General features: G+C 58.7%; 9 protein-coding genes. 2 read left to right on the top strand and 7 right to left on the bottom strand.

Translation table 11 applies throughout. The annotated features are described in order from the left end of the window. Positions 1-11: 11 nt before the first annotated feature. The 5 genes from R4P70_RS19055 to R4P70_RS19035 all read right to left on the bottom strand — a co-directional run bounded on the left by R4P70_RS19055 (position 12) and on the right by R4P70_RS19035 (position 17,570). Positions 12-2,225: a 3'-5' exonuclease gene (locus tag R4P70_RS19055; protein ID WP_317831168.1), complete on the bottom strand. Its 2,214-nt coding sequence runs from the start codon at positions 2,223-2,225 to the stop codon at positions 12-14. Further along, positions 2,226-8,654: a DEAD/DEAH box helicase gene (locus R4P70_RS19050; RefSeq protein ID WP_317831166.1), complete on the bottom strand. Its 6,429-nt coding sequence runs from the start codon at positions 8,652-8,654 to the stop codon at positions 2,226-2,228. It lies immediately after the preceding gene. After that, a complete protein-coding gene (locus tag R4P70_RS19045; protein ID WP_317831164.1) occupies positions 8,654-13,384 on the bottom strand; it encodes an Eco57I restriction-modification methylase domain-containing protein in 4,731 nt (1,576 codons plus the stop codon). Before R4P70_RS19045 ends, R4P70_RS19050 begins: the two co-directional genes overlap by 1 nt. After that, on the bottom strand, positions 13,384-16,332 hold the full coding sequence (locus R4P70_RS19040; RefSeq protein ID WP_317831162.1) for a helicase-related protein: 2,949 nt from the start codon (positions 16,330-16,332) through the stop codon (positions 13,384-13,386). The genes R4P70_RS19045 and R4P70_RS19040 overlap by 1 nt, the downstream gene beginning before the upstream one ends. Positions 16,333-16,427: 95 nt before the next feature. After that, the gene (locus tag R4P70_RS19035) at positions 16,428-17,570 is read right to left on the bottom strand and encodes a DNA cytosine methyltransferase (protein ID WP_317831160.1); all 1,143 of its coding nucleotides are present in this window, start codon (positions 17,568-17,570) and stop codon (positions 16,428-16,430) included. Between the two features lie 143 nt (positions 17,571-17,713). Here R4P70_RS19035 and R4P70_RS19030 point away from each other — a divergent pair, with 143 nt between their 5' ends. Both R4P70_RS19030 and R4P70_RS19025 read left to right on the top strand, forming a co-directional pair. Next, positions 17,714-18,616: a ParA family protein gene (locus tag R4P70_RS19030; protein ID WP_042922676.1), complete on the top strand. Its 903-nt coding sequence runs from the start codon at positions 17,714-17,716 to the stop codon at positions 18,614-18,616. Then, positions 18,613-19,047 carry a hypothetical protein gene (locus R4P70_RS19025; RefSeq protein ID WP_252194246.1) on the top strand — a complete coding sequence of 145 codons (435 nt, stop codon included), beginning with the start codon at positions 18,613-18,615 and terminating at the stop codon, positions 19,045-19,047. Before R4P70_RS19030 ends, R4P70_RS19025 begins: the two co-directional genes overlap by 4 nt. Positions 19,048-19,055: 8 nt before the next feature. Here R4P70_RS19025 and R4P70_RS19020 read toward each other — a convergent pair whose 3' ends face one another. Both R4P70_RS19020 and R4P70_RS19015 read right to left on the bottom strand, forming a co-directional pair. After that, the gene (locus R4P70_RS19020; protein ID WP_317831155.1) at positions 19,056-20,762 is read right to left on the bottom strand and encodes a DUF1998 domain-containing protein; all 1,707 of its coding nucleotides are present in this window, start codon (positions 20,760-20,762) and stop codon (positions 19,056-19,058) included. Then, positions 20,759-23,944: a helicase-related protein gene (locus tag R4P70_RS19015; protein WP_317831153.1), complete on the bottom strand. Its 3,186-nt coding sequence runs from the start codon at positions 23,942-23,944 to the stop codon at positions 20,759-20,761. Before R4P70_RS19015 ends, R4P70_RS19020 begins: the two co-directional genes overlap by 4 nt. Positions 23,945-23,951 lie beyond the last annotated feature (7 nt).

The raw sequence follows: 23,951 nt of genomic DNA, 5'->3' as shown, positions 1-23,951 counted from the left end.
AGACCAATTTGTCAACCTATTTCAGGAAGCAACGCACTAGGCTTTCCAGTCCACACCACGACTAAGTTGTCTCTTGCTCGAGTTGCAGCCACATACAGCAGCGACCTCTCCCTTTGAAGCGCGTCGTCACGCTCCCCCTCCGGGAGGGAATCCACCACATAGGACCGTGGAATCGAGTTCTCTCCCACTCCAACGAGAACAACCTTCGCGAACTCCATACCCTTTGCCCGGTGCATCGTCATCACCTGAGGAGTTCCCTTGGCACCTGATGAATTCCGGTCGACGAATGTTGCAGACGTCTCACGTTCACCCAGTGCGCGCGGAAGTGCTTGTCCCTCTTTCTTTGTGGGGACAAGCAAACCGATGGATTCTGCATCCGTGCCAGCCGCTGTCCAACTCTTCACGAGCTTGGCAACGACGTCATATTGCTCGGTGAGGTTCGATACCGAAATCTGTTGGGGTTTAGGCCCACTGCGAGCGGATCGGTACCCCTCGGAAGTCTCCGGCAGATCACCCAGATCGGTGAATTCTGCGCCAGAGAGAATCCCGAGGGCGTAGTGCAAGTTCTGTTCGGTCGTTCGGTAATTGAGCGTCAGGCGACGCGAGCGCCCCACAATGTTGATGCCGTACCGTCCTAGAACAACCCGTTGGCCGTATATCCGCTGATGAGTGTCCTCCGCAAAGAACAGATCATTCTTACCTTCAGATGCGAGGGCTCGAAGGAGCTGAAAACGGCTCGGGCTCAAGTCCTGAGATTCATCCACGAGCACGTGATCGGCGAGTGCCGACGATCCGTCACGCAGCACTGCTGCAGCGATGGCAGCTTTCTCGTCGAAGTCAGTCGAACCTGACGCCGCTCCAGATGCTCGGTAGCCGGCGATGACGTCCCACACCGCGTTTCGCTTCGACCGATTGAGTGACACCCCCCGTCCAGAGCGCTTCACGCGCAAGTACTCCTCGCGCGTCGTGACAGAGTTCGGCAGAACTACCAAGCTGTACTCCGCTTCGAAGAACGAGTCCACTTTCAACTCATTCGGCAGATCGGCTCCGTAAGCACCGATCGCCTGTTTCCATGCATCGAAACCCTGATTCTTGAACACTTGCGCGGTTCGAGGACCGAGAACTGTTGCAACTGCGCCGTTTACATCAGCACCTCCGCCAAGCTGACCTTCGTATTTGTGCAGGACGCGCGAAGCGATGGCGTCGACGCCGGCAATATATACACCTGGTTTTCCCATGTCGGCCGCGAGTGTCACGGTGGAATCAAGTTGGCGAAATTGCGCCCGTAGGCTCTCTGCGAGGGTGGCGCCGTAGGTTGTGAGGACGATTCGCGCCGTAGGGTTCTTGCGATGAAGCTCGCGTGCGCGATGGAGAAGGACGACCGTCTTGCCGGTTCCTGCACCGCCAGTCAGACGGAAGGGGCCGTTGATGTCTTTGAACGCATACGCACGCTGTTCCGGATGGAGAAAGATGCGCCATGCGGCGAAATCCGGACGCTCGATAGCTTCGCGAAGCTCGTCGTTGTCCTCGATGAACGCGAATTCCATTCGCGCCGCGGGATGCCGGAGGGCCCTGAGCAGTTTGTCGTCCTCGGTACCGTCATCGGATTCGACGGTATCGAGCGCGTACTTCTCCTTGACATCTGCCAATGACGTTCCCGTGAAGATGTCGACGAGAGCAGTGCCTTGCCACGTTGCCGGCGCCGTCTCCGCGTACTCGAGCAATGCATCAGGATCGTTGATGTCCAGAGCACCCGAGGCGAACTCGAGGTCCAGTCCCAGCTCCGTCAAATCTTCAGCTGTGAACTCACGCCGGCGTAAGGATTGTTCAATCGACGGCGTACGGTTTTCGGAAACTGCAACCGGCGCTGAGTAAACCGGCGCTGGAGCTGTACTTTCGACCGGCAGTAGCTCAGCGATACCGTTACGCGGATTGACGGCCATCCTTTGTGTCTGAGCAATCTTGATTGCCTCGTCGTGCGGGTAGGTACCGATGAATACGTACGATGCGTCCTGGCCGCTGCCTTGAACTTTGAACAGAACCGCACGATTGGAGAGGTCCACCCTTCCCGTCCGTGCGCGAGGATCAGCCGAGTTGTTGATCGGCTCAATGTGCAGGCTCTTGTTGTCGTCGTTAGCCGACAGCTTCGCCAAAAACGCATAGGTTGCCTTGTGGAGACTCCCATCGATCTTGTCCAGTCCACGTCCGATGACAATCTGAGGCATCTACTCGCCTTTCACTGAATCAATAGTCACAGAAGGCGTTTGTGCAAGACCCTCTGCTTGGACAAGCTCGATTACCTTCTTCGCGTCCACTGGGCACAGCGTCCATCCTGCCGCCGTCAACCCCTCGCGATCCTCAGCATCAAGACCCAGATCGACAGCGATTCGCAGTGAAGGCCAGGATATTTCGAGAGGCACCCCTGCGAACTCCTCACCGACCTCCGGAATTGGTAGATCAGACGCCGCCAATCCGGTCACCAGCGGCTGAGCCGCCTGAACCACCTCGTCGTACACCTCACGCCAAGGCCCGGTCAGTGTCACAGATTCACTTGGGCCCCCCGTGACAGTCGAGGCGGGCGAACCGAGATTCATCGATGAAGACGCCAGGTGCCGGCGCGTAGTCACGACCGCCGGAAGCGGGCGCAACTCGAGCAGGTTGGACCACCGAAGCCATTCCCTCCACAAATCGCGTGTCTCCGTGGACAACGCAGAATCGTCGTCGTCGATGACGACGGCTATCTCTGCATCGTTGGGCGACTTTCCGGCGGGGACCCGCACCGCGATCGCGAATCCACGGTCTCGCCACGTGATCGTGTCCCCATTCGGATCCGCGACAACACCACCGTCGATCAGCCGTCCCGCGAGCACCGCAGGTGCCGCACCGCCGGTCTGAGTTGCCGATGCACTCATTCCCATGATCGCCAGTACTGGGAGCCAATGTGCAAGGTTCCGCCGCGACTGCGCTTGCGGGCTCTGCATCCACGCAAGCAGTAAATCAATGGCGGTGGCGAATACGAGGTCGACAGAACTCTTGGCAAGCTGATCACCCGCCATCTGCAGCAACCCCGGGACGCGCTCGGCGGCCAAGATCGGTGACGTCGATGGTTTACCCTCGAGATCTTGATGCGTCACGGCGACGACTTGGTAGCCACCTTCACGTAGGTTGCGTCGCTTCTCCGCGTCGTCCGCAAGCCGATTTTTCGAAGGGCTGGCATGGAATTGCCATCCGTCGGTGAAGATCGCGGTCGGAGGAACACCCGGTGTTGCTGACGTCAGAACGAAGTCCGGCTTGCTTCCCAGGATATTTTCCTGGGGCCTCAGACTCCATCTGTTGGATGATCCGAGCGCCACGTCCCACGCGACGCCTCTGTCGGTCGGTTTCTCGACGATCGTCGCGCCAAGCGCCCGGAGACGCTCGGCGAACACGACCCGGAAGCGCCGTTCGAGGTTCGACTCCAGATCGACCATAGGCGGTTCATCCGAAGTTATGCTCCATGGCATCGCATCCGGAATCGGACTGTTGTCGTCCGTTGACACCTCCCGGCCGAGCAACAGCGACCGCAGGTGACGTGCAGCAGCACTCCGCGACGTGAATTTGACCTCGGTGAACGACGCGAACGGTAGCAGACACTTTTCGCAGGCAAGCTTCCCTTCGTGCTGGCATTCGCACGATACGACGACAGCGTGCGCCCTTCTCAGTACGTCCCAAACGGTACTGGGATCGGAAAGATCAGCGAGGTATCCCGTACCTCCGGGGACGATGTCGTGCAGCAGCAGACCGGGTCGGTTTTCGCCGTTCACGGCAGGATCGACCACAGCCACGATCTGCAGATGGTCCGGATCTCCGCCGATTCGTTCACGTAACCCGAGTAGCAGCGCCGCGGACAGGGATGGAACTGCAAAGGAATCGCCCCACGTCACCGATGGCGGCAACCGCAAAACCAGTCCTTCGGTGGTCAATGACCGCGCCAATGCAATCGAGAGCGTCGACTCTTCCAATGCCTTGCGATACGAACACCAGGGACGGTGTTCACTCGGCGAGTTGCGCCGCGTGTCCGTGTCGAGCTTTCCGCATTCCGAGCACACCCGAAACATTGCAGACTCGATCTCGCCGCCCGCGAGAATCCGCGACGACCCACCGCTACGGCTGCCTCCGGTATTGATCCATCGGATCGTCATCGAACGACGATGTGTCGCTCCGAAGCCGAGTCCTTCGACGAACCAACGGCGGGTAAAGGAGGCCGGGTCGATATCCGCAGCAGTAATGATCGTGAACGGGTTACGAATTCGTTCTTCTTTGCCGTCGTCGATGGCAGCTTCTTCACGTCGAACGACGGCCGACACACTCGAGAGTTCTACGACGGGGAGGCGCTGGCCGATATCCGCAATTGCTGCTGTTCCACAACGCGGACATGTCGCCGGAGGCTGCGCACCGTCCCCCAGGTCGGCGATGAAACCGCAAGCGGGACAGCAAGCCCACTCGTGCACAGCGTCACCCTCGGCGCCGAGGTCGACGGCGTCGATGGCAATAGCGAATCCACTTGCGTAGAAGGTGGATCCGGGTGCGAAGTCGCGTAGGGCCTGGGCGGATCCTCGGGTGAGCTCGAACTCGGTGTGTTCGAATTCCTGAGTCTCAGGATGTATCCAGTTGACGGAGACCGAGAGGGTCACCGAATCGTCGAGCAACGTGTAGTTGGGAAAAAGCCCGAACGCTTCCAGCGCACTGATCCAGTATTCGGACCGCAGGGACGCGAGTTGCGTGCCGACCAGTCGCTGGGCGGCGAGAGCGGTACGGTACGCAACTTTGTCATCATCTGTGGCCACTGTGCTCTGCGCTGCTGCATGAAGTTGTGGAACAACCGCGTCCACTGCCTTCTTTCGGTGCTGCAGCGTCTCGATGCGTTGGTTCCATTCCATCGACGCGCTATGGCACCGGGACGCCAATTCGCTACTCTCGGGCCCACTCTGAGGTGTGGCAAAGTCGCGCAGTCGCTCAACTACCTCGCCGTCCAGCGATTGAAAACCGGCCACGAACTCGTCCACATAGAGCGTCGAATGTGATTCGGCATCGGATATGAGAGTGCCCAAGTAGGTTTTCGGTCCGGTCGACCCGAGAGCGTCAGGGGTGGTTCTCGGATGTGGCACATTCTTCAGGCGTGCCAATCGATCGGCGACCGAAGCGATGAACTGCCGACGAAGAATCTCTTCAGCATCCAGATACGTTGCCGGCGGTCGGACTGCGCCGTTGATCGTCGCGTCCGGATTGGCAAAGCGTGGCAGTTGATCGCCACGTGCGGTCACATATGCCAAGGCAAGCGCATTACCAGTCAGTCGACCTGCACGGCCGACTCGCTGTAGATACGACGCGACGGAGCGCGGGAGCGATGACAGCATCACTGCCGACAGATCACCGATATCGATGCCCATCTCCAGTGTCGGAGTCGCGACAAGTACATTCGGCGCGTTTGGCGGCGGATTGGTTTCTTTGAACTGTGACTCGTACTCCAAACGCTTTTCGTCGGGCAACAGCGACGTGTGCTCACGCGCGACAACTCGACGAATGTCGGTAACGGTGTACATCTGTCGATAGAAGTTGTCATCGATACGCCGGCGTTCAAGGGTGCCTGCACAAGCCGCAATCAGGCACGGACCACCAACAAGTTGATCAACGGTGTCGTGGCCGCTGATGATCGAATCTCCGCAGTTGGTACACCCCAGCGAGACCGTCTTGCCGGAAATCTCACTATCGGAGATCGGACGAGCGACAACCGAATCCGGCGTCAAATGGAAGGTTCGAGTTCCACTACCGCCTACCAACTCGCCTACGACATCGCGATGCCGTAGACGCTCGAACAGCAGTCGGCTGAGGACTGCCCCCTCGGCTGGACTGACGGCAAGAGCTTTTGCCGTCCAGCTTGCGTACCAACCGCGGGCAGACGCCACTGGCTCGAAGTCGCTGTCGCGACGGTTGACCGTGCCGAGTACGGGGAAGCCCGGTGCGGAGTTCCCGCGGCCAAAACCTGGCATTCCTTGACTTCGTTTGCGGCCTCCGGTGATCCACCACCGGTTGCCGTCGTCGGTCCGGAACTTCTCGAACCATTCGTGCGCGATCGCGCCTCGGATTCGCATGTGCTCCAAGGTTCCTCGGACCCAACGAACCAACTGTGCATCGGTGTACGTGTCCAATGCCAGTTGCACGTCCTGCCCGTCGAGCACGTCTCGTGCACAGAGCAGCAACACCGAAGGCGAGACATCGACCTCGGCAAGGGCCGTCCCCGTACGCGTCAATGTTCGACCGACGCCGGCACGCAAACCGAATTCCATCGCTATGTCAAGTTGAAGTCGCTTGGTGACAAAACCACTCAACGTCGCCGAAGCTCGACTCAGGCGCGCGGTACTCCAAAACTTCGAGAAGTCGTCCCGATCGGCGAGTTCAGGAGGCAAGAGTCGGTAGCGCTTGGCGCGGTCGTTGCCCGCCATGGTGATCATCTTGTGGGCGAGAGCGTCGAGGTTGGTGTCGCCGTCCTCGAGTGCCTGACGGATCAAAGTTCGTAGCGTGAGAGCCCTGGATCGCGCCTGAACGAAACCGGCGCGATGTGCCGCGTCCTGAACACTGTCAGTGAAGACCAGCGCACGCTTCTCTCGCGGATCAAGGCCGGGGGTGCCGAACAGTGTCGAGAGCGATACCGACAGCATCGTCGCGATCGCGGAACCGAGAAAGCGGATTCCGTCACGTTGACGGCAAGACGGGCATACATCTCGAATCGAATCCTCACCGGCGGTGTCGCCGACGTTGACCAACACGGGCACGGCGCCACCCTCGGCAACAACCGATTCGGCAGGCCGTTGTCGAGTGATGCGACGATCGTCGACTACCAGCCATGAAAGCTCGGACGCAGAAGTAGGTTTCGACGGAGCACTCGAGTCCGATGTCGAGTCAACCGCTGCCTCCCCTTCTACCGGTGCATGGATGAGAGCCCGGAAGCGGTCATCGTCAGCGAGCTTGCGACGCCGGATTGTAGAGTCGTCGACATCGAGATCCGTGCCGGTAGGTGCGAGTAGAATTCCCCAGCCGGATCGATTGCAGTGCCGGCAGTAGAGCGCGGGAAGGTACGGAGCCGCGAGTGAATCGTCATGAAAATCGTCGCTGAGCAGTAGACCGTCGTCGCCCCAGGCGAACTGGGGTGCCCCCGATGCTGCCCGATCCAGCCGGGTGAGCTCCCGAACCCAGAGATGGACGTCTACCGATGGTGCGGTGCGTCCTGAAACCGCACGCACGTGGCTGAGAGTCGTGACCAGCGCTCGCAGGGCCTGGGCTCTGATGTTCGGGTCGATGCGCGCGAGGGCTGACGCGAGGGACTCGTCTGTGCCTGCAAACAACTCAGGATCAGACAAACTGAGAATGGGAACTGCTGATTCGCAGCGTTCGACAATTCGATGAAATACTGGATGCGCTCGAATCAAATCGAGGCCGAGACCATCAATCGCGTCGTCTTCGAATCCATTCGGCACCCTGTAGAGCGACCGAAGTGCAGCCCGCGATACGTCAACAGGATCAGTCACACTGGAAGCAGATGCGAGCTCTCGAAGTCGTTTCTCGTCAATTTGTGCAACGGTGATCCCGGTTTCAGCGATTCGCGAGGCAGCACCATCTGACCACTCCTGCAATGATTCTCGAGATTCGGTGACCACCGATTCAGCCGTGAATTCGTCACCGAAGACCGTGCGGGCAAAATCGAGCATGGTCGAGGAGTCATTGCCGTCTCCCAGAGTCGCCGACGTCGCGATCGGCGTGACGCGTCCTAGTGGGCGGGCGCGGTCTTCGTCGGAGATGCCGGTGTCACCGTCAACCCAATAACTCTTGAGAGTCATTCCGAGACGGCGCAACAGCATTGATACGTCGGTGCCCTGAGCACCATCATAGGTGTGAAATTCGTCGAGAACCAGATATTGAAGACTGTGAGCACTCTGTCGCCACAGTTCTGCATCAGCTGGACGGAGCAGCAGCTGGTCAAGCATTTTGTAGTTGGTCAGCAGAATGTCCGGTGCGACGCTTCGGATTACGTCGCGATCGCTGATCAACCCGTCCGGCCCGACGGTCGTCCGGGTTGCACCAGCTTCACCGGTGTAGAGCGCGGCTGTGATTCCGCCGAGATCCTTGTGCTCGGTGATCAAACCGGCAAGGCGCTGCGCCTGATCGTTTGCCAGCGCGTTCATCGGGTAAAGAATGATCGCCTTGGTGCCAGTCACGCCCTGGCGTTTAGCACGCAGAACGTGATCGAGAATCGGGTAGAGGAATGCTTCGGTTTTTCCCGAACCGGTACCCGTCGTAACGAGAGTGGGCAACGGCCGCGACTTGTCAGGTCCTAGGTTCGCGCTACTGAGCCGCTCGAAGGCGGCGGCCTGATGGCCGTACGGCGTGAACCCCTCATACCATTCCAAGGAGTCTCGCCAGCCGTCTTCGGCAGGCCGAAATGGCATGCGCAGCCGCAGATACGGTCCGCGAAACATCCCGGTTGAGGGATGTTCGAGAAACGCATCCAATTCACGTCGTGCATCGGGGTCCGCAAGTGCGAAAGTAGTGCCGAGGTAGTCGAGCAGGCTGGCAGTGATGCGCTCGGCCTGCGAGAGCGGCAGAAGTTCAGAGGCCATCAGTTGGCACCCACTGCCGTGCCGCCCGTAATGCCAAGTCGGCGTTCGAATTCCGTATATGCCTCGCGCATGTCCGCTTCGCGGTCCAGGAACTGGAATGGCAATTCGTAGGTGTACGTGTTGCCGGTCGGGTTTGTGGCAGTGCGTTCGTCCTCGTTGATCGCGTCGCCCTTCTTGCGCCACACACTGAGGACTTCGTTGGGCACGAGTCGACCATTGATGTCGTAGAGGTATGTCTTGCGGTCGTATCCATAGAGAACCGGGAATTGTGTGCGGTAAATCGTACACAGCTCGTCCGCAGTCAGACCGAGCCCGAGAGCAACCAACACATCAATCTCGACCGCTGCCTGGCGTCGGTCTGCGGAAATTCGCAATGAAATCTCTGGGGTCCAGATTGGGCCAACGTCGCCCAGCGGCCTACGTCGTGCATGTGCGAGTCCACCAACCCATGAGTCGAGTGTCATGCCGCGCTCGAAGCACGTCGCCCATATGTCCGAGTAAGCGTCCGTAATGAAACTTAACCGAGCTGAACGAAGAATCAGGGCCGCAGATATATCCGCGTTCAAAATAAACGGGATTCTATTAATCACGCCCGATCGAATCGAAGACTTAGGCGCAACTCGAACCATGAAGTCTGACACCAATGCCGAAAGCACACTCTGCAAACAAACTAAGTTCCGCAAGGAAAGCGAAGAGTCTGCAAGCGAGTGCACACCGTCAACATGGGTTGGACCAGGCGGGATTATGGCAGAAATAAGGGTTCTTTCCCCACTGTTTGCAGCCATTGCGCGCCAAGCGGTTCGATACTGACGGTGCGCCTGGACAAATATTTTCTCCCCCTGTGGGGTGAAAACATCCCAACTTGTAAACGCAGAATCGTATACAGAGCGTCTTCCTTTTGGCTTATATGAAGTTATCGGAATTGCGTCAGCGGCTAGCGCCTCTAGATCTACAGCCTTCCAGTCCCGGTGGTTTGCCATAGTAGGGTTCGGCGCCTTGTAGAATGAATTCCCAACGAACAGATGTGACCCTTGCAAGATCGTATCGTCCCACGAATCAGGATAGCCCCAACCCTTTTCGAAATACCCACGTTTAAAATCAGCACCCTCATCCCAGCCCAGTGAGAATACTGGATTCATAGCGCCAATCCGCGGCAAAGCAGCTAGCTTATTGAGAATACTTGCCGACGACCGATTAACCGTGTATACCATGCGAGTTTGATTCAGTGGAACATTTGCAGCCTCAAGAACATTTTTCCAGGAGGCAAGGGTGCTCTCATCGACGCTAATTATCCGATCCCGATGGGGCCGCAGATCCCAATTCCCGTCTAAATCCTTAATACCCGGCTCAGGGCCCGACCCGTCATGTACAAGAGAGCGTTCGACTGTGTCCGGGTGATATAGAGATACAGCCTGAAGGAATCGCGGCGAATGCATACTCCTTCCGTAGATGTTAACGCCATACAATTTCTGGTTCTGAATTTCAAATAACTTCAGCTCATTAATGAACTGCCAATGCCTGCGCAGCCTTTGATACGTAACACGCCGAAGCGCACCTGCTTTCTCATCGGTAAAATGGGACTCGAGGTGGATAAGTCCAATCGTTCCACGGCGTGAACTATTAACCCAAGATTTCTCCATGAAGCACCTATAGAGATCTGGCCTCAACCCCCCCAGATTAGGAAATTGGCTTCGGCTGGAAATGAATTCTCGAGTTGCAACCATCGAACAATGCTGATCCACATAGAACTGCAATGCGACGGAGTCCCTCAGCACATCATTCTTGAGATGCTCCGCCCGACCGGTTTCAAGTTTTTTCTCCAGAACAAACCGTACATCGAATTCGGCGAGGGCGGCCTTCTCATCAAAGTCTGGCCGCACCCACGGCGGGTTGCCAACCTGAAGGTCGAATCCTCCGCGGGCAAAGACTGGAGCGAAGTCGAGTTCCCAGTGGAAGAACCCCTGCCGAGCGGATACGCGCTCCACCACCACCAGCCAGGGTGAATTCTTCTTCAGCTCATCAACTTTGACAGCCTTCGCAAATAGCAGTTCGTTGGACTCAACTGCCTCGAGCTCGTCCCAGGACTGAATTGTGAACAAATTGAGCTGGCCGTGCTTCTTCTCCGGCTTCGACTCTCCGATGGGGGTGCCGAGCAGACCGGTCAAAGTCTCGATCCACTGATCCAGGGTCGGAGGCTGTACGAGATCGCCGTTTACCGTAACGTCGTCGTCGACCAGCGGCCAGAACCACAACGCGCACCAGGCGTCCATCACCCGACGTAAACGCCGATATGCCCCATTCTCGTCCGCCAAAGACGCTTCGATCAGATCGCGCGTGACAACGGTTTCTGCGCTCTCGGTTTCGCGTCCCCACACTGGAATCGGCCGACGGATCTCCCGCTCCGCGATCTCGAGGCGCTTGTGTGCCAGTAGCCACAATGTCTCCACACGGCCGGCGAGCTCTTTGAGTTTGCGAACCTGGGCAGTTGTCGGCTGGGGCTTGAGCTCTTTCCGCCATGTCTTCAGATCTGCCAGAGCGTCTGGCGCGAGCTCTCTTGCTTCCTTGGCCTCGACGGTCGAACCCCAGCCGCTGGTCGGCACCAAGAAGTGGTGGACACCGTCCACCACGCCAATCGGCTTGCCCAGCAGGTTGTCCGCAAGGCGAACGTCGATCGGCGTGGCATCGAGCCATCCCCGAGACTTCAATTGCCCACTCGGAATAAGAGCACGCCTGGCACCGATGAGTGAATTGCCACGCTTTAGATGCAATCCGAACCACGGTGCGTCCAGATCGCGCGCCATGGTGTCCAGCCATAGCGAGATTTCGGCGAACTCAACCGCAGTTGCATTGAGGTCCACGCCGTACACCTGATGAAGGGCTATGTACGCCTTTGCACGTTGCAGTTCAGTTGGGTACTCCTCAGGGTCAATACGCTCGCCCAGCTCACGCTGACGCCGTGTGAGGTACTGATCGGCTAGCTGGCGCACTGCTTCGATAGCGAAAGCGCCTGACCCCAGGGCAGGTTCACACACGGTGAGACCAAGAATCTCCTCGGCGGAAGTGCTCGTTCCATCCTGATCGAGCAGTTCTTCGAGGGCCTGCCCCACCGTGAACTTCGTCAGCACCTCAGGGGTGTAGTACGAGGCCGATTGCTGACGTTCGCGGCCTGCCAAACGAAACACGAAGGTGCCCTGCTCATGTCGAACCTTGGTCGGCTCCCCGGTGAGCTCATCTTTCACAGTGACGAAGTCGGACTCGACAATGCCGTCGATTCGCCCCTCCGGCACGACCCATGATCCTTTGGAGGGATCCCCGTTCTTCGCAACCTCGTACAGCGCGTCCTTCGCGAAGAAGCCTGTGTAGCTCATCAACCCCTCGTACACCGCGCCGAGTTGATTGATTCCGAGGTCTGCATAGGAAATGAAGCCGCGATCTCTTCCCCGAGATTCTTTGCTCAACAACAGATTCCGAAGCACTTTCTGCACGGCAGAGTTACTCAGCTTGACTTCATTGACGAAAGCCGTTGCGATCGGCCGAAATAGATCAGCCTTGAGGTGTCTGAAGGTGAGCCCTTCAGTTCTCGATGCATCACCGGACAACCCGTCGTGACCTATGTCTACAAGTTCGAACAAGGTGTGCAACGAATCGTGGAAATGCGTACCGTTCTCGGCCCGAGGTGTGACCAGCTCGACGAGTAACAGCTCGCGGAGACGATCAAGGCTGTAGCCGCGCTCATACGTCTGCTCACCTGTTGGTAGTACGCCGAGCTCGGGCCGGGCCTCGGCGTACAGGAGGAACAAGATGCGGTACAGGTAGCGAAGCGCTTGTCCCGCAAGCTCTTGCGCGACCGAATCTGCCAGTGGAGCCAGTCCTTGCATGGCTCGCCGAGTGACGACGTCGTTGGCGATGAGCTCGATCGACAGCCGAACGCCCTCGCGCAGGTCCTTGGACACTCCAACGGTGTGCTTGGCGGACTCGTCGATCACCCCGGCCCACCAAATATTGCCTTCGGCATCGGGAGCAAGCGAGTCTGCCGCCAAGCAGGTTAATGCTCGGTCCGTCTCACCACCTCGTTTGTCATCATTTCGCTCGCAGATCAGTTGCAGGTCGACCGCGAGGTAGCGACCTTCGAGCCAGCGGCTTCGTTCGGTGATCAGGGCCTGGGACCCAGCGAGAACAAGAATGAATTGTGGACCGTCTTCCGCCGTCGACAGGTGGGACAGCAATTGTGCCACTGACGCCAGATCTTCGCCGGGAACATCCTCGTCGCCAGTCCTGAAAACTGTTCGCAGCGTCTTCTCGTCCTTGGCGATCAACTGCTCGACGCTGAGCTCCGCCCTACCTTCGACGATCACTAACGGTGCAGGCCCGGTCAATCCGCGAGTACGGACCGCAAGCGCCGGCCCCGATTCGGTGTCGGTTCCACCAATTCGCACAATCTCCCAGCGCACACCTTCGTACCCGAGTACCGAGCGAAGGTTCGAGTAGAGCTCAATCAGCGTTTGCTGGTCCGCAGCTTCACCCAAGCCCAAGAAGTCTCGCGTCAGATCACCACGTTGCGCGGTGAAACGCGAACGCGCAGTTGGTTGCCCGTCGGCCTTTTCAGACTCCCATTGCTTGCGCCGATCGATCACTCGCGCGTTGAACGACTGAGATGTCGCGTCAGTGGTGAAGTAATGCTCGCTGACAAAGTCCTCACCGACGATCAGGGCATCAGATGTTGAACTCACTAGAGACTCTTCCCTGTCGTCGCTACATTCTGACTCATCGAACTGTCCGGCACCGCGACGAGTAGCGGACGGACAAGTCGGCGGTCGGGATTCATGGATTGGGCGACTTCTCGCTCGTGTGACACTCGATCTGCCCGTTGACGTAACTCGTCACGTTGGATCAGCGCGTCAGCTTCGTGGGTCCACCGTTCGGCGCGTGAAGTCCATTCACTCACTCGTTGCCGAGTCTCGTCCCTGATCGCGCCTGCGTGTTCTTCGGCTGCAGAATCTGCGGCACGAACGGCTGCAGCAACCAGTAGCTGCAAGGCTTCGACGTTGCCGAGAGCGGCGGTGTTGATATCAGCGAGGCCAAGTACCGCAATTGCATGAGCCGCGCTCGGGTGCGGAGATGCGAGACCGAAACTTGGATTGTTCACATCAGGGAACGCCACGGTGTAGAACGACGCAGCGACTACCTGCCCACGTGTATTCGTTTGCGTTACCTGGACCAGCACCGTCGTATCCGGCACTGCCCCGCAGACCGCGAAAATCTGCCGTCGACCCAGATCTGCGAGCGACCGATCTGCAGCCCAATCAAGAATCGGATGAAGGGGCGCAAGGAAATGCGCCTCGGGCCACGTCGACGTCGACTCCCCTGCCCGCGCAGCGCGCAGTTCTTCCTCGCCCCGCAGTGCTGTGAGCGCCAGCTTATAGGTCTCGGTGACCGACCGCGCCCGAAGATACGACTGCGGCAGAACCTGCAATCGCTGCTTCAGGTCACGCGGCGGGGTGAGACTGGCAATCGACTGCGCCTTGTGCACAGTCCAGGACACACCATTCGGCGCTGGTTTACTCGGCGTTCCGACGAACTCCTCCAAGGCATCAGAAAGATACTCGAACTCGGACGAATACAAACTGGTAGATGCCTCGCCGCTTGTCGGCGGCTCGGTGGGCACCGGCGATGACGATGCGTCCAGGCTTACACTGGCAGCACCAATTTGGGCAAGAAGACCACTGAGGCCACCGCCTGAGGTCACCTGATCGACGGTCTTCACCACGGAATCCAGGGACTTCTCGCCGGCGAGAACTTGACGAATGGCCTCTTCTTCCGTTGCAACGTCGTAAGTTCCCATCAGCGAAGAAGATTCGCCCAGGGCCTTGTGCGCCTCGTGTTCTCGCTCCACCAAGCGCGTCAGAACTCTCACGTCACCCGCAAAGTGCTTCGTCGACGGTGTCAGTAGCAAGGTCACAATCCGAGGGCGATGCCGTTGCCCGTACCGATCGATGCGCCCGTTGCGCTGCTCGATTCGAATCAGGCTCCAGGGAATGTCGTAGTGCACCATGTCCTGACACTGCGAGTGTAGGTTGACGCCCTCGGACGCAACGTCACCCGTGACCAGAATTCGAATGGGTGATGACTCGAGTTTGAATGATTCGACGATGTCCTGCTGCTCGACGTCGCTGAGTCCACCGTGCAATACCGTCACCTGACCAAGGTCGCGCCCCTCGGTGAGAGTCATCGTCAGGTCCTTCGAGAGGGCCTGTGCAAGTGCCTTCAGCGTCGCGACGCGCTCCGCGAACACGACAACGCGGGTGTCGCCGTTCTTTTTGACGCCGATTTCCGCAAGATAGTCGAGGAGCTTTCTGTACTTCGCAGACTCGCGCAGTGGTGTAGCGGCCACCAACTCGCCGAGATGATCGAGCGCCGCGATTTCCCTTGCTGCACTTGCATCCTCCGGGTCCAACCGCTTTCGTCGTTCGACGATCGACTGCGTCAGCGCATCCGGAGACGACAGGAATGCTTTCGCGAGCACCCACGGAAACAACCGCGTCGAACCCGAATACGGCGACTGCCCCTTTTCAGGCCAGAGCCACACATCTTCGAGTTCGCGGGCTACTGCGTCTTCAGCGGCCGAGGCATCCACCGTGATATTGCGTGGTGGTTGACGTTCCGCCCAATCCGAACCGACTTCGCTGGCAACATCGGGATGATGGCGATGGCGACGAATGACAAGCTTTTTGACCTGCTCGGCATCCAACTCACCTGACGGGGACACGGCACTGGGGTCCAACATGCGAATCAGCTCGGCGAACGATTCGGCACGACCGTTGTGCGGAGTTGCCGACGCAAGAATCAACGCGTCAGTCCGCGACGCCAACAGCCGGGCGAGTCGGTTGTTTTGAGCGGCAACATTGGTGACGTTGTGGGATTCATCGATGACCACCGCGTCCCATTGCTGCTTACGAAGGTGGTTGAGGTAACGGTCGCTCTTGAGGGTATCGATGGAGATGATCACCCGTTTGTAATAAGTGAACGGGTTGCGAGTCGCAGGAAGGATCTGTCGAATGCGTTGAATCCCAGCAGAATCCAAGCGGACAAACGGCAGAGCAAACCGAGTCCACAGCTCCATCTGCATCTGCTCGAGGACGTGTTTCGGAGTCACGACGAGGATGCGATCACCACGACCACGCCGGACCAATTCCGACAGAATCATCCCGATTTCAAGTGTCTTCCCGAGACCGACAGCATCGGCAAGCAGTATGCGCGGGCGAAGGTTGTCAGGATCCAGCGCCTGACGAACAGCCTTGTACTGGTATTCGAGTGGCCGGGCAAGTGCCTTGTGCGCAGTCGTGAGGCTGGGATCGGCAATCGCCACCGGGGTCTTGCGGAGCATCGATTCGAGCCACAACCGTGATCTACGGAATTTATCCGAGGTATCGGCCACCACCGTTACGTCTGTGGGATCGACCGGCACAACTTCATCCAGTGCAGTCGAAAACGATGCCTCTGTGTCGCGCACCAAGTCGGAGAGACCCAACACGTGCACTACGTATCCGTCTGACGTCGGTTCGACGGAGGACACCAACCATTCCTCATCCCGAACCTCCACTATCGAGCCGGGAGCAACGTTGAATGAATACTCGCCCCCGGCTGCTGAGCCGACGACGGGGGTAGCGCTGATTGTCACGCGTGGTGGTCCTCTCACTTCGGGCCGTGCCGGCTCGAAATCCAACCATAACGGTCGGACGGTTAGTGCGCCGCTCTTCCCTACCTACTCTGGAGTCAGACCGCCACAGCGGCACCAAGATCCAGCGCACCTTCCATCCCCAGGTCAGGAACTACTGTTAAAACCGGCGTGTCGGACACTCGTGATCGCATCCAGGACTCTTCGATCTTGCTGTCCAGCTGCGCAGTCACCGGAACGCGACCAAAGGCGGCCGCGAGCGCATGAACAGCTAACCTGGGCGGCATAGCATTCCCCACCTGCTGAGCCCAGCCTTGCCCCGCCCATTTGTAGTCGAGGGGGAATGTTTGCAGCCGACCAGCTTCGGCGGGAGAGAACCGTTCCTGTTCGTCCCCCATGTGGTCGACAATGCGGTTACGCGAAATCTTGCCGGTCACCGTGGCCGACGGCTGCTCGGAAGTGCGCCGCCCACGCGCGGAGGGAATTCCGCCCGAGCCGTAGTTGGACACAACCTCGAACCACTCGCCCCGCTTCAGAGCGGAACCCATGGTTTCCCATGGCAGCAAATGCGATTCTCCGGTTCCACGCACCATTCCCGCTCGGTACGCCTGGTGCGTGGGCACCGGACGGATCGGCGTCACCATCCGGTTGGCGAGCAGCACCGCTCGGCGGCGGGTCTGCGGCACACCAAACTCTTCGGTTCGTAGAACTGTGCACACAACTTTGTAACCGAGCGACTCCAGAACCGGCTTCATCGCCTCCCACACGGGTAGGACCGTCTGAACCTGTTCGAGGACCACCGCTTCGTACGGTCGGCCGGCACCGTGCGCTTCGAGGACCCAACGCAGCGGTTCGAGCACCAGTCCGGTGCGCTCGTCATCGAGGCCCTTGAGCGAAGATGACACGTCTTCAGCCCGAGCCATGCGATCTACCAACTTCAGCACATCATCGAGAGCGTCCCGGCCGCTACCGGATCCCGCCACTGTAAACGTCTGGCACGGGGGCCCACCGGCAAGAATGGTTGCATTGGGGAATTTCTTCGGACCTAGCTCACGAACATCACGATGGTCAGTATCCAGGCCGGCCTCGATACGTGTTGCATGCGCATCGTCGTCCCATTCGACTCCGTGGGTACTCATTCCAAGCCAGGTCGCAGCGACATCGATGCCTCCGGGACCGGCAAACAGGTCGACAACCGAGTGCGTGGACAGATCACACTGTGCGCTGCGATTGTCTTCCATAACGGCGAAGTTTACGACACCGATGGTCGACTCCAGCCACCACACAGCCGCATTGTCGCCTGGTCATCGTAGAGTCTGCGTCGAATGCGAATTCGCCCGTGACGACCACCACCGCATCCGAGATGTAAGGACCGACGCACCTCATGGCCAAAGTAATTGCGACCATAAACCTCAAGGGTGGCGTCGGAAAGTCCACAATGACCGCCGCACTCGCCGAGTTCATGGCCGGCATGTTCGGAAAGAGTGTTCTCCTGATCGACCTGGACCCCCAGACCAATCTCACAACGATGATGATCGGGACCGAACACTGGCACGAGCTCAACAACTCCGGTCGCACGCTGAAAGCACTGTTCGAACAGGCCCTCGATTCGCAAGCGCCAAAGTTCGACATCGACGATGCGATTCAACGAAACGTGTCACCGCTGGCGAAATTGGCCGGTATCGACCTCCTGGCGTCGTCACTCGACATGATCGAGATCTCCGAAGAAGTCGCAGCGTGGCAATATGACGAGCCAGATTCGCTGCAACCGCTTCTAGTTCTCAAAGAAGCTGTCGACACGGTGAGAGACCACTACGACTACATACTCATCGATTGTCCGCCCAATATGGGGATCATCACGCGCAACGGACTGATGTTGGCCGACGCGTACGTAATTCCGACGATTCCCGATGTGCTGTCCACGTACGGCATCCCGCAGATTCAGAAGCGCGTACGGATGTTCTCCGAAAAAACTGGACATCACGTCCAAGCCCTCGGACTGATCATCACCAAGTATCGCGCGAACACCAACTTGCACCGAAACACCATCCAGCGGTTGCAGAACGCGGTCCTCGACTACGACGCGTTGCCTGCTGCAGAACGCAAGCTCATCGAACGTCCACCCAATGTCATCCCCTATTGGATACCCGAGGCGACGGACATCGCAGCGGCAGCAGAGTTCTTCGACTTCGGCACCTTGAAGAACCGCTACGGCGGGGGCAAGAAGGTCGACGATCTGAGAGACCTCACATCCCACGTAATGACGAATGTGGAGATCTACACGTGACACCAATCAACGACGAACTCGTCGCCGCCCAGACGGCGTTCGAATTGTCGATCAACAAACTGGCAGCTCAGGATCCGAACGCCGCGATCATTGTGCTGACAATGGGGAAACTTGTCGCAGAACACATTGCCGTTGGGGATGCCCGCCCTAGCGCCTCGCGGACCATTCGAACGGAAACCAAAGCCCGAAGAGTCAGCACACCAAGGGCACCAGCAGTCCTTGATCCCTTCGCAGCTTTTCGCAGCGACGGAGAAGATGGACTGCGCAAGGAACTGGGTGGTCTGGATCTCGAACAACTCCGAGACATCCTGCACCAATACGGGTTGGATCCCGACAAGCGCTCGATGAAGTGGAAGACGGCCGGCAAGGTCAGGGAACGCATTGTCGAGCGCGTCCGTGCTACGAGCACGCGCGACAACGCATTCCGCTGATCCAGTCCTCAGATCGACTCCAGAGCCTCGCTGAACAATCCGTGATCCTCATGACCGTCCTCTGGCGTTCCGAAAAGCAAGGCTCGGTCCAGATACCGGTTTCCCAACTCGCATGAGGTTTCCGGCAACAGAACGCAAGCATGGCACGCAGCCAAATTCATCGCATCGGCGCCCGCACCCTGAGATTCGATGCAGACGGGATCGGCTGAACACCAGGACATTCGAGCCAAACCCTCTGCGAGAGCTGGGCCCAGCCGTTCGGTTTCTGCCTGCGATGCCACTCCACCGAGGCTGCCTGCGGAATCGGAACTTGCGGTGTAGATCAACACACCAGCCATGCCCGTATCGTCAACATAGAGCCGCTCTCGCAGTGACGCCGCCGGATACCCTGCTTCAAGCGACAATTGGTCGATCACCACATGCGCAAACGTATGAAGTGCAACACGAATCAGACCCGTCACAGCTCGTTCGTCGGGTCGCTGCAACGCGGGACCGGCAACCTTCTTGAACAAGCTCCACCGTTCGACCGGAAAACTCTCTTGTGCCCAGTCCTCCAGGGCATCTCGATGAAAAGCAATAAAGATGCCCTCGCCGATCACCTCGATCGCGGGCAGCCAGTGCGTCTTGTCCGGCGACAATGCGCACAGATTCTCTTCGTTGTCATCAAGCCTGGTAAAGCCATAGAGCGCGCGCACTTCCCGCAACCGAGTCACCTTGCGAACGTCGGAAATCAAGTGCTCGAAGTCGACGGGCACATCTCTTTCCAGGCACACAAAATCATCGTCAAGGCTCTCTTGTTCGCGGCCTTCGACAAGAGCGGCATATTCCTGACGACGGAGTGCCTCCTCGGTAAGCAGGTCGTCGAACGCTTCGCCTCTGCGCCGTTCCAGCTCGGCCTCGATCTGCTGCACCGAGAAGCGACGAGAGTACTCGGCTAGGTTACGCAGAAGTGCCGGTGTCACTGCCTCCGGGTCTCCGAGCGAAACCCAATGGCGGTCAACAAACTTGGCAAGTGCTTGAGAATACGGCGGGATCGAAATTGCCGATCTGACGGCAGGCAACCAGACGTTGGACGCACCACGCTGAACAGCCCGAGGTGTCTCTTCGCAGTGCTGGGACTCGTCGGGCCCCAGCCATGGGCGACGACCGGCACACTTACCGAACTCGGCCAGTGCCATCGGACCAGCTGAACCGTCGAGGGTCCTGGGTTGCACACCACAGGTACAGGTCAATTCCAGGTCGGCGAGCGACGAAGTCCGGCCCTGGGCGCGCAGGTGCATCGTGTGCTCCGATCCGCCATCTTGGCCCTGATGAAGCCATCGGAAGTAGGGGAATTCGTCGATATGCCCACGCGTACAGGCAATAACCAGACGGAACGGGCTCAGTTCCGTTCGCTTCTCACACGAACAGCGAGCAACTTCTCGATCGTTGGACAACTTTCCAATGGAATCGATTCGCCTGCACGACGGGCAGACCTGTGTGATGGGAAATCGAATCACCGGTATGTCGCGCTTGCGCTTCGATCCTGCTGGGGGAGCTTTCAGCTCAGACACTCCGAGACTTCGCGCAAGACGCGGTTCACTGATGAGGTCCGCATCACGCGCCTTCCACTCATGAATACCGGCAATCATGTAACTCGTTGTCTCCGAGGGGAACAGACTCCCGACGCCGTACGTACTCAGCAGCTGAGTACGGCGAGCTTTCGCGACTGTCATGACTGGCTCCTCATTCGGATCGTGTACAGGGCGCTCTCCGCGTCGACATCGCGCAAACTCATCAAAGTGGGCCAGGGCGTCTCGGTTTGGGTGTATTCGATGTTGTCATCAGTGAGTGCAGACGAGGGCTCGACCAGAAGCGCGTCCATCGAATTCTTGCGATCCTGGTACTTCATGGAATCGCGGGACTTCGCCTCCTCGATCCATACCTTGAGCATTTCGTTCAACTGCTCCACGGTGTCTTCGCTCTCGTCGCTCGATGTCGCTTCCACCCGTCGTTCGATGATGGAGATCAAGTTTCGAAGCTCTTCCTCATGCGCAGGCGCAGCATGCGCGCCCCCTTCGCCCGACATCGGACCGATCATCATCCGCGCGAGGGATACAAAGACCCCGTGCAGCCCTCGATCTCGCGCACGCGCAGCGAATGGAGTAGCGCTCGTAGCTTCTACGGCACGGTAGAGGGCCTGGTGAAACGGAACAAAATTCTCGAAATGCGACCGATCTCGCGAACGAGCGGAGTTGAAGATCGTGACAACCAACCCGGGATACTTCCTACCCACGCGACTTGTAGCTTGGATGTACTCGGAGCTCGACTGAGGTTGTCCCATGACAGTCATCAACCCGAGCCGATCGATGTCCAACCCGACCGAGATCATGTTCGTGGCCAGAACGATGTCATCGGCGGTCCCCGAATCGTATTTCCGCTCCAGACTCTTGAGCCGCCTGGGGATTTCCGCTGACGAAACGCGGCTGGTCAACTCATTCGCAGACTCCAGCCGGCGCGCCTCGGTGCCGCCACGCCTGGATACGACGCCCAGTCGCTCACGAACGTCTCCTTCGACCTGCAGCATGGCACTGCCGAGTACTCGCAAACTGTTGAAGTATCCCAAGAGTGTCCAGTAGGGATCCCGTGTGGAGTCCTCGGACTCGATGTCCTGCGCTGCCTGCAGCAACGCACCATACGTCCTCACGAGGAGAGTCGCGTGGCTGGTGCCCGGACTCATCACGCCTACGTACATTCGAGTTCCTGCGGTGTCGCGCGGCGCCGGCTCAGCAAAGAACGACTGATCGGGATCAATTCCTGGGGGTGGGAATTGGCGCGACTCCCGGTCGAAGACCATCTTTATCTGCTCATCAGACCGACGGATGGTGGCCGTCGACGCGATGATCTTAGGTCTTGATCCGGGCGCTCCATCCTCCCCAGGAACCGAACACGCGACATCCACTGCCGTCTCGTACAGACCGACCATCGACCCCAAAGGTCCGGATATCAGATGGAGCTCGTCTTGGATGATCAGATCAGGCGGGCTACCAACTCCGTCTCGCGCGAAGAGCTTTCCGACATCGGAACGCCAGGCCATCATGGCGAACTTGTCTACCGTGCCGAGAATCAGCTCGGGTCGATATTCGTAAATGTCCTCATCCACAACATAAACCGGCAGTCCGGCCGCAAAGTCGCATGCATTGTTGCGACAAGCGATAACGAGCTTCGGCTCAGGACTGGCAACGACCGAATATTTCGTGTGATCGAGAGTCTTTCCACACCAAGGGCACTGCGTCAGCTGGACCGGATTCGCCTCGGTGATCTCGGTTTCCGATCGCAGAGACCGCAACGATTTCTTTGCCTCGAGGAGCGTATTCGGTGTTCCCCCCCGACCTACCCACAAGCCGATCGAGAACGGTCTCGCGCCCAAGCTGCCGTCTGTAATTCGAATTCGTTCGAGAGCGCACATCAACATCGTCGCGCGTTCGAACTGCTGAATTGTCAGCAGCCGCAAGGTGTACCGCATGATTACAGCTACGCCAATGGCGGTGTCATCGCGAATTCTCCTCAGGAGAACGATGAACGCAACCAGTCCCAGGTACGCTTCGGTTTTTCCGCCACCGGTAGGGAACCACAGCAAATCCGCGACGCCGCGCTCCGGGTGCTCTCGGTCGGAGATGCTAGGGAGGTTGAGCAGGATGAACGCGATCTGAAACGGATACCAACCTTGATCAATTCCGTCGCCGACAGGACCGGTGGCACCGGCACGAACCCAGACCTGTCGGGCACGCTGGGTTTGCATTGCAGAGTTTGCCAGGCGAAATGCCCGGAGAACCTCAGAATCGTTGTCGAGCAGCTCGATTCCCGATTCTATGCGATTCGCGGCCTCGCGCGCATTCTCGAAGTGAACGTCTGCGGTGCCCTCGAGCGATTCAGGAATGTTCGTCTTGCCGGCCTTCACCGACCCTTCCAGCTCGCTGATCCACTCCCGATATGCGGTGACAAGCTTGCCCAACGTGGCGACCAGAGTCGCCTTGTCTGCTTCCGCGAGAAAAGACATTCTCAGATCGACGTCGGGTCCGACCTTCCCAGGCCGGGCGCGGGAAACCTCGTGCGTAGGCAACAGCGTCGTGGCGATGCGATCGGTGGTCGCCTCGACTCCACTCCAGGTGACGGCGCATCCGTGCCCGATGCCGAAGTTGCGTGCATTGCGGTACATCAATTCCGCCGAGAGCAAGTCACCCTCGCCACCGAGCCTGTTCGGCGCACTACGGTCGACGATCGCAGGCACTTCGGTTGTCACGACAAGTTCGACCTGGAACCAGGCACTCGCGTCTTTGAGTTCACCTTTGTTCACCGAAAGCTTGTTCCGGAGAACAGCGGAGACCGTCACCTTACCGTCGCGCGGTGTCCGAGTCAGAATGTACAGCTCCAAGCCCGGTGCAACATGCAGCTTCACTGCACCCTTCGTGGCCAGTGAATGGCGCACTCGTTCTGGCGTACATGCCTCTCTGGTCCAGGCGGTAGGCCGACTCCGTCCTCTGCGGCGTTTGCCACCCTGGTCTTGGTCGTCGAGCGTCTCGGAAGGTCTGTATCGTGCTGCCGACACATCGAAAGACACCTCGGATGCCAGACCAACATCGACTGTGAACGTCAAACCCATCGACGAGGGGTAGCGCATCAAGGATTGCGCAACAGGTGAATCACTTTCACCTTCAATGGAATCCGCTTCGGCACTGCCGGGTTCCGGCTCCTCCTGCAGGGGCTCATCCGTCGGCCACAGCACGCCCACCACGTAGCGATCCAACGGTGGTTCTGCGAGCACCTCCAACGCGCCCTCTCCCGGACCGAGAAGATCGAGTTTGAGCTCCTCGACCATCTCCGCACGGAACCCGTACATCGCATCCAGCTCGGTCATGACGGTT

The sequence above is a fragment of the Rhodococcus sp. IEGM 1241 genome (genome assembly GCF_033142365.1).
In the GTDB taxonomy this organism is placed as follows: domain Bacteria; phylum Actinomycetota; class Actinomycetes; order Mycobacteriales; family Mycobacteriaceae; genus Rhodococcus_F; species Rhodococcus_F erythropolis.
Note: the sequence above shows the minus strand (reverse complement) of the source record. Positions and strands in the feature narration are given on the sequence as shown.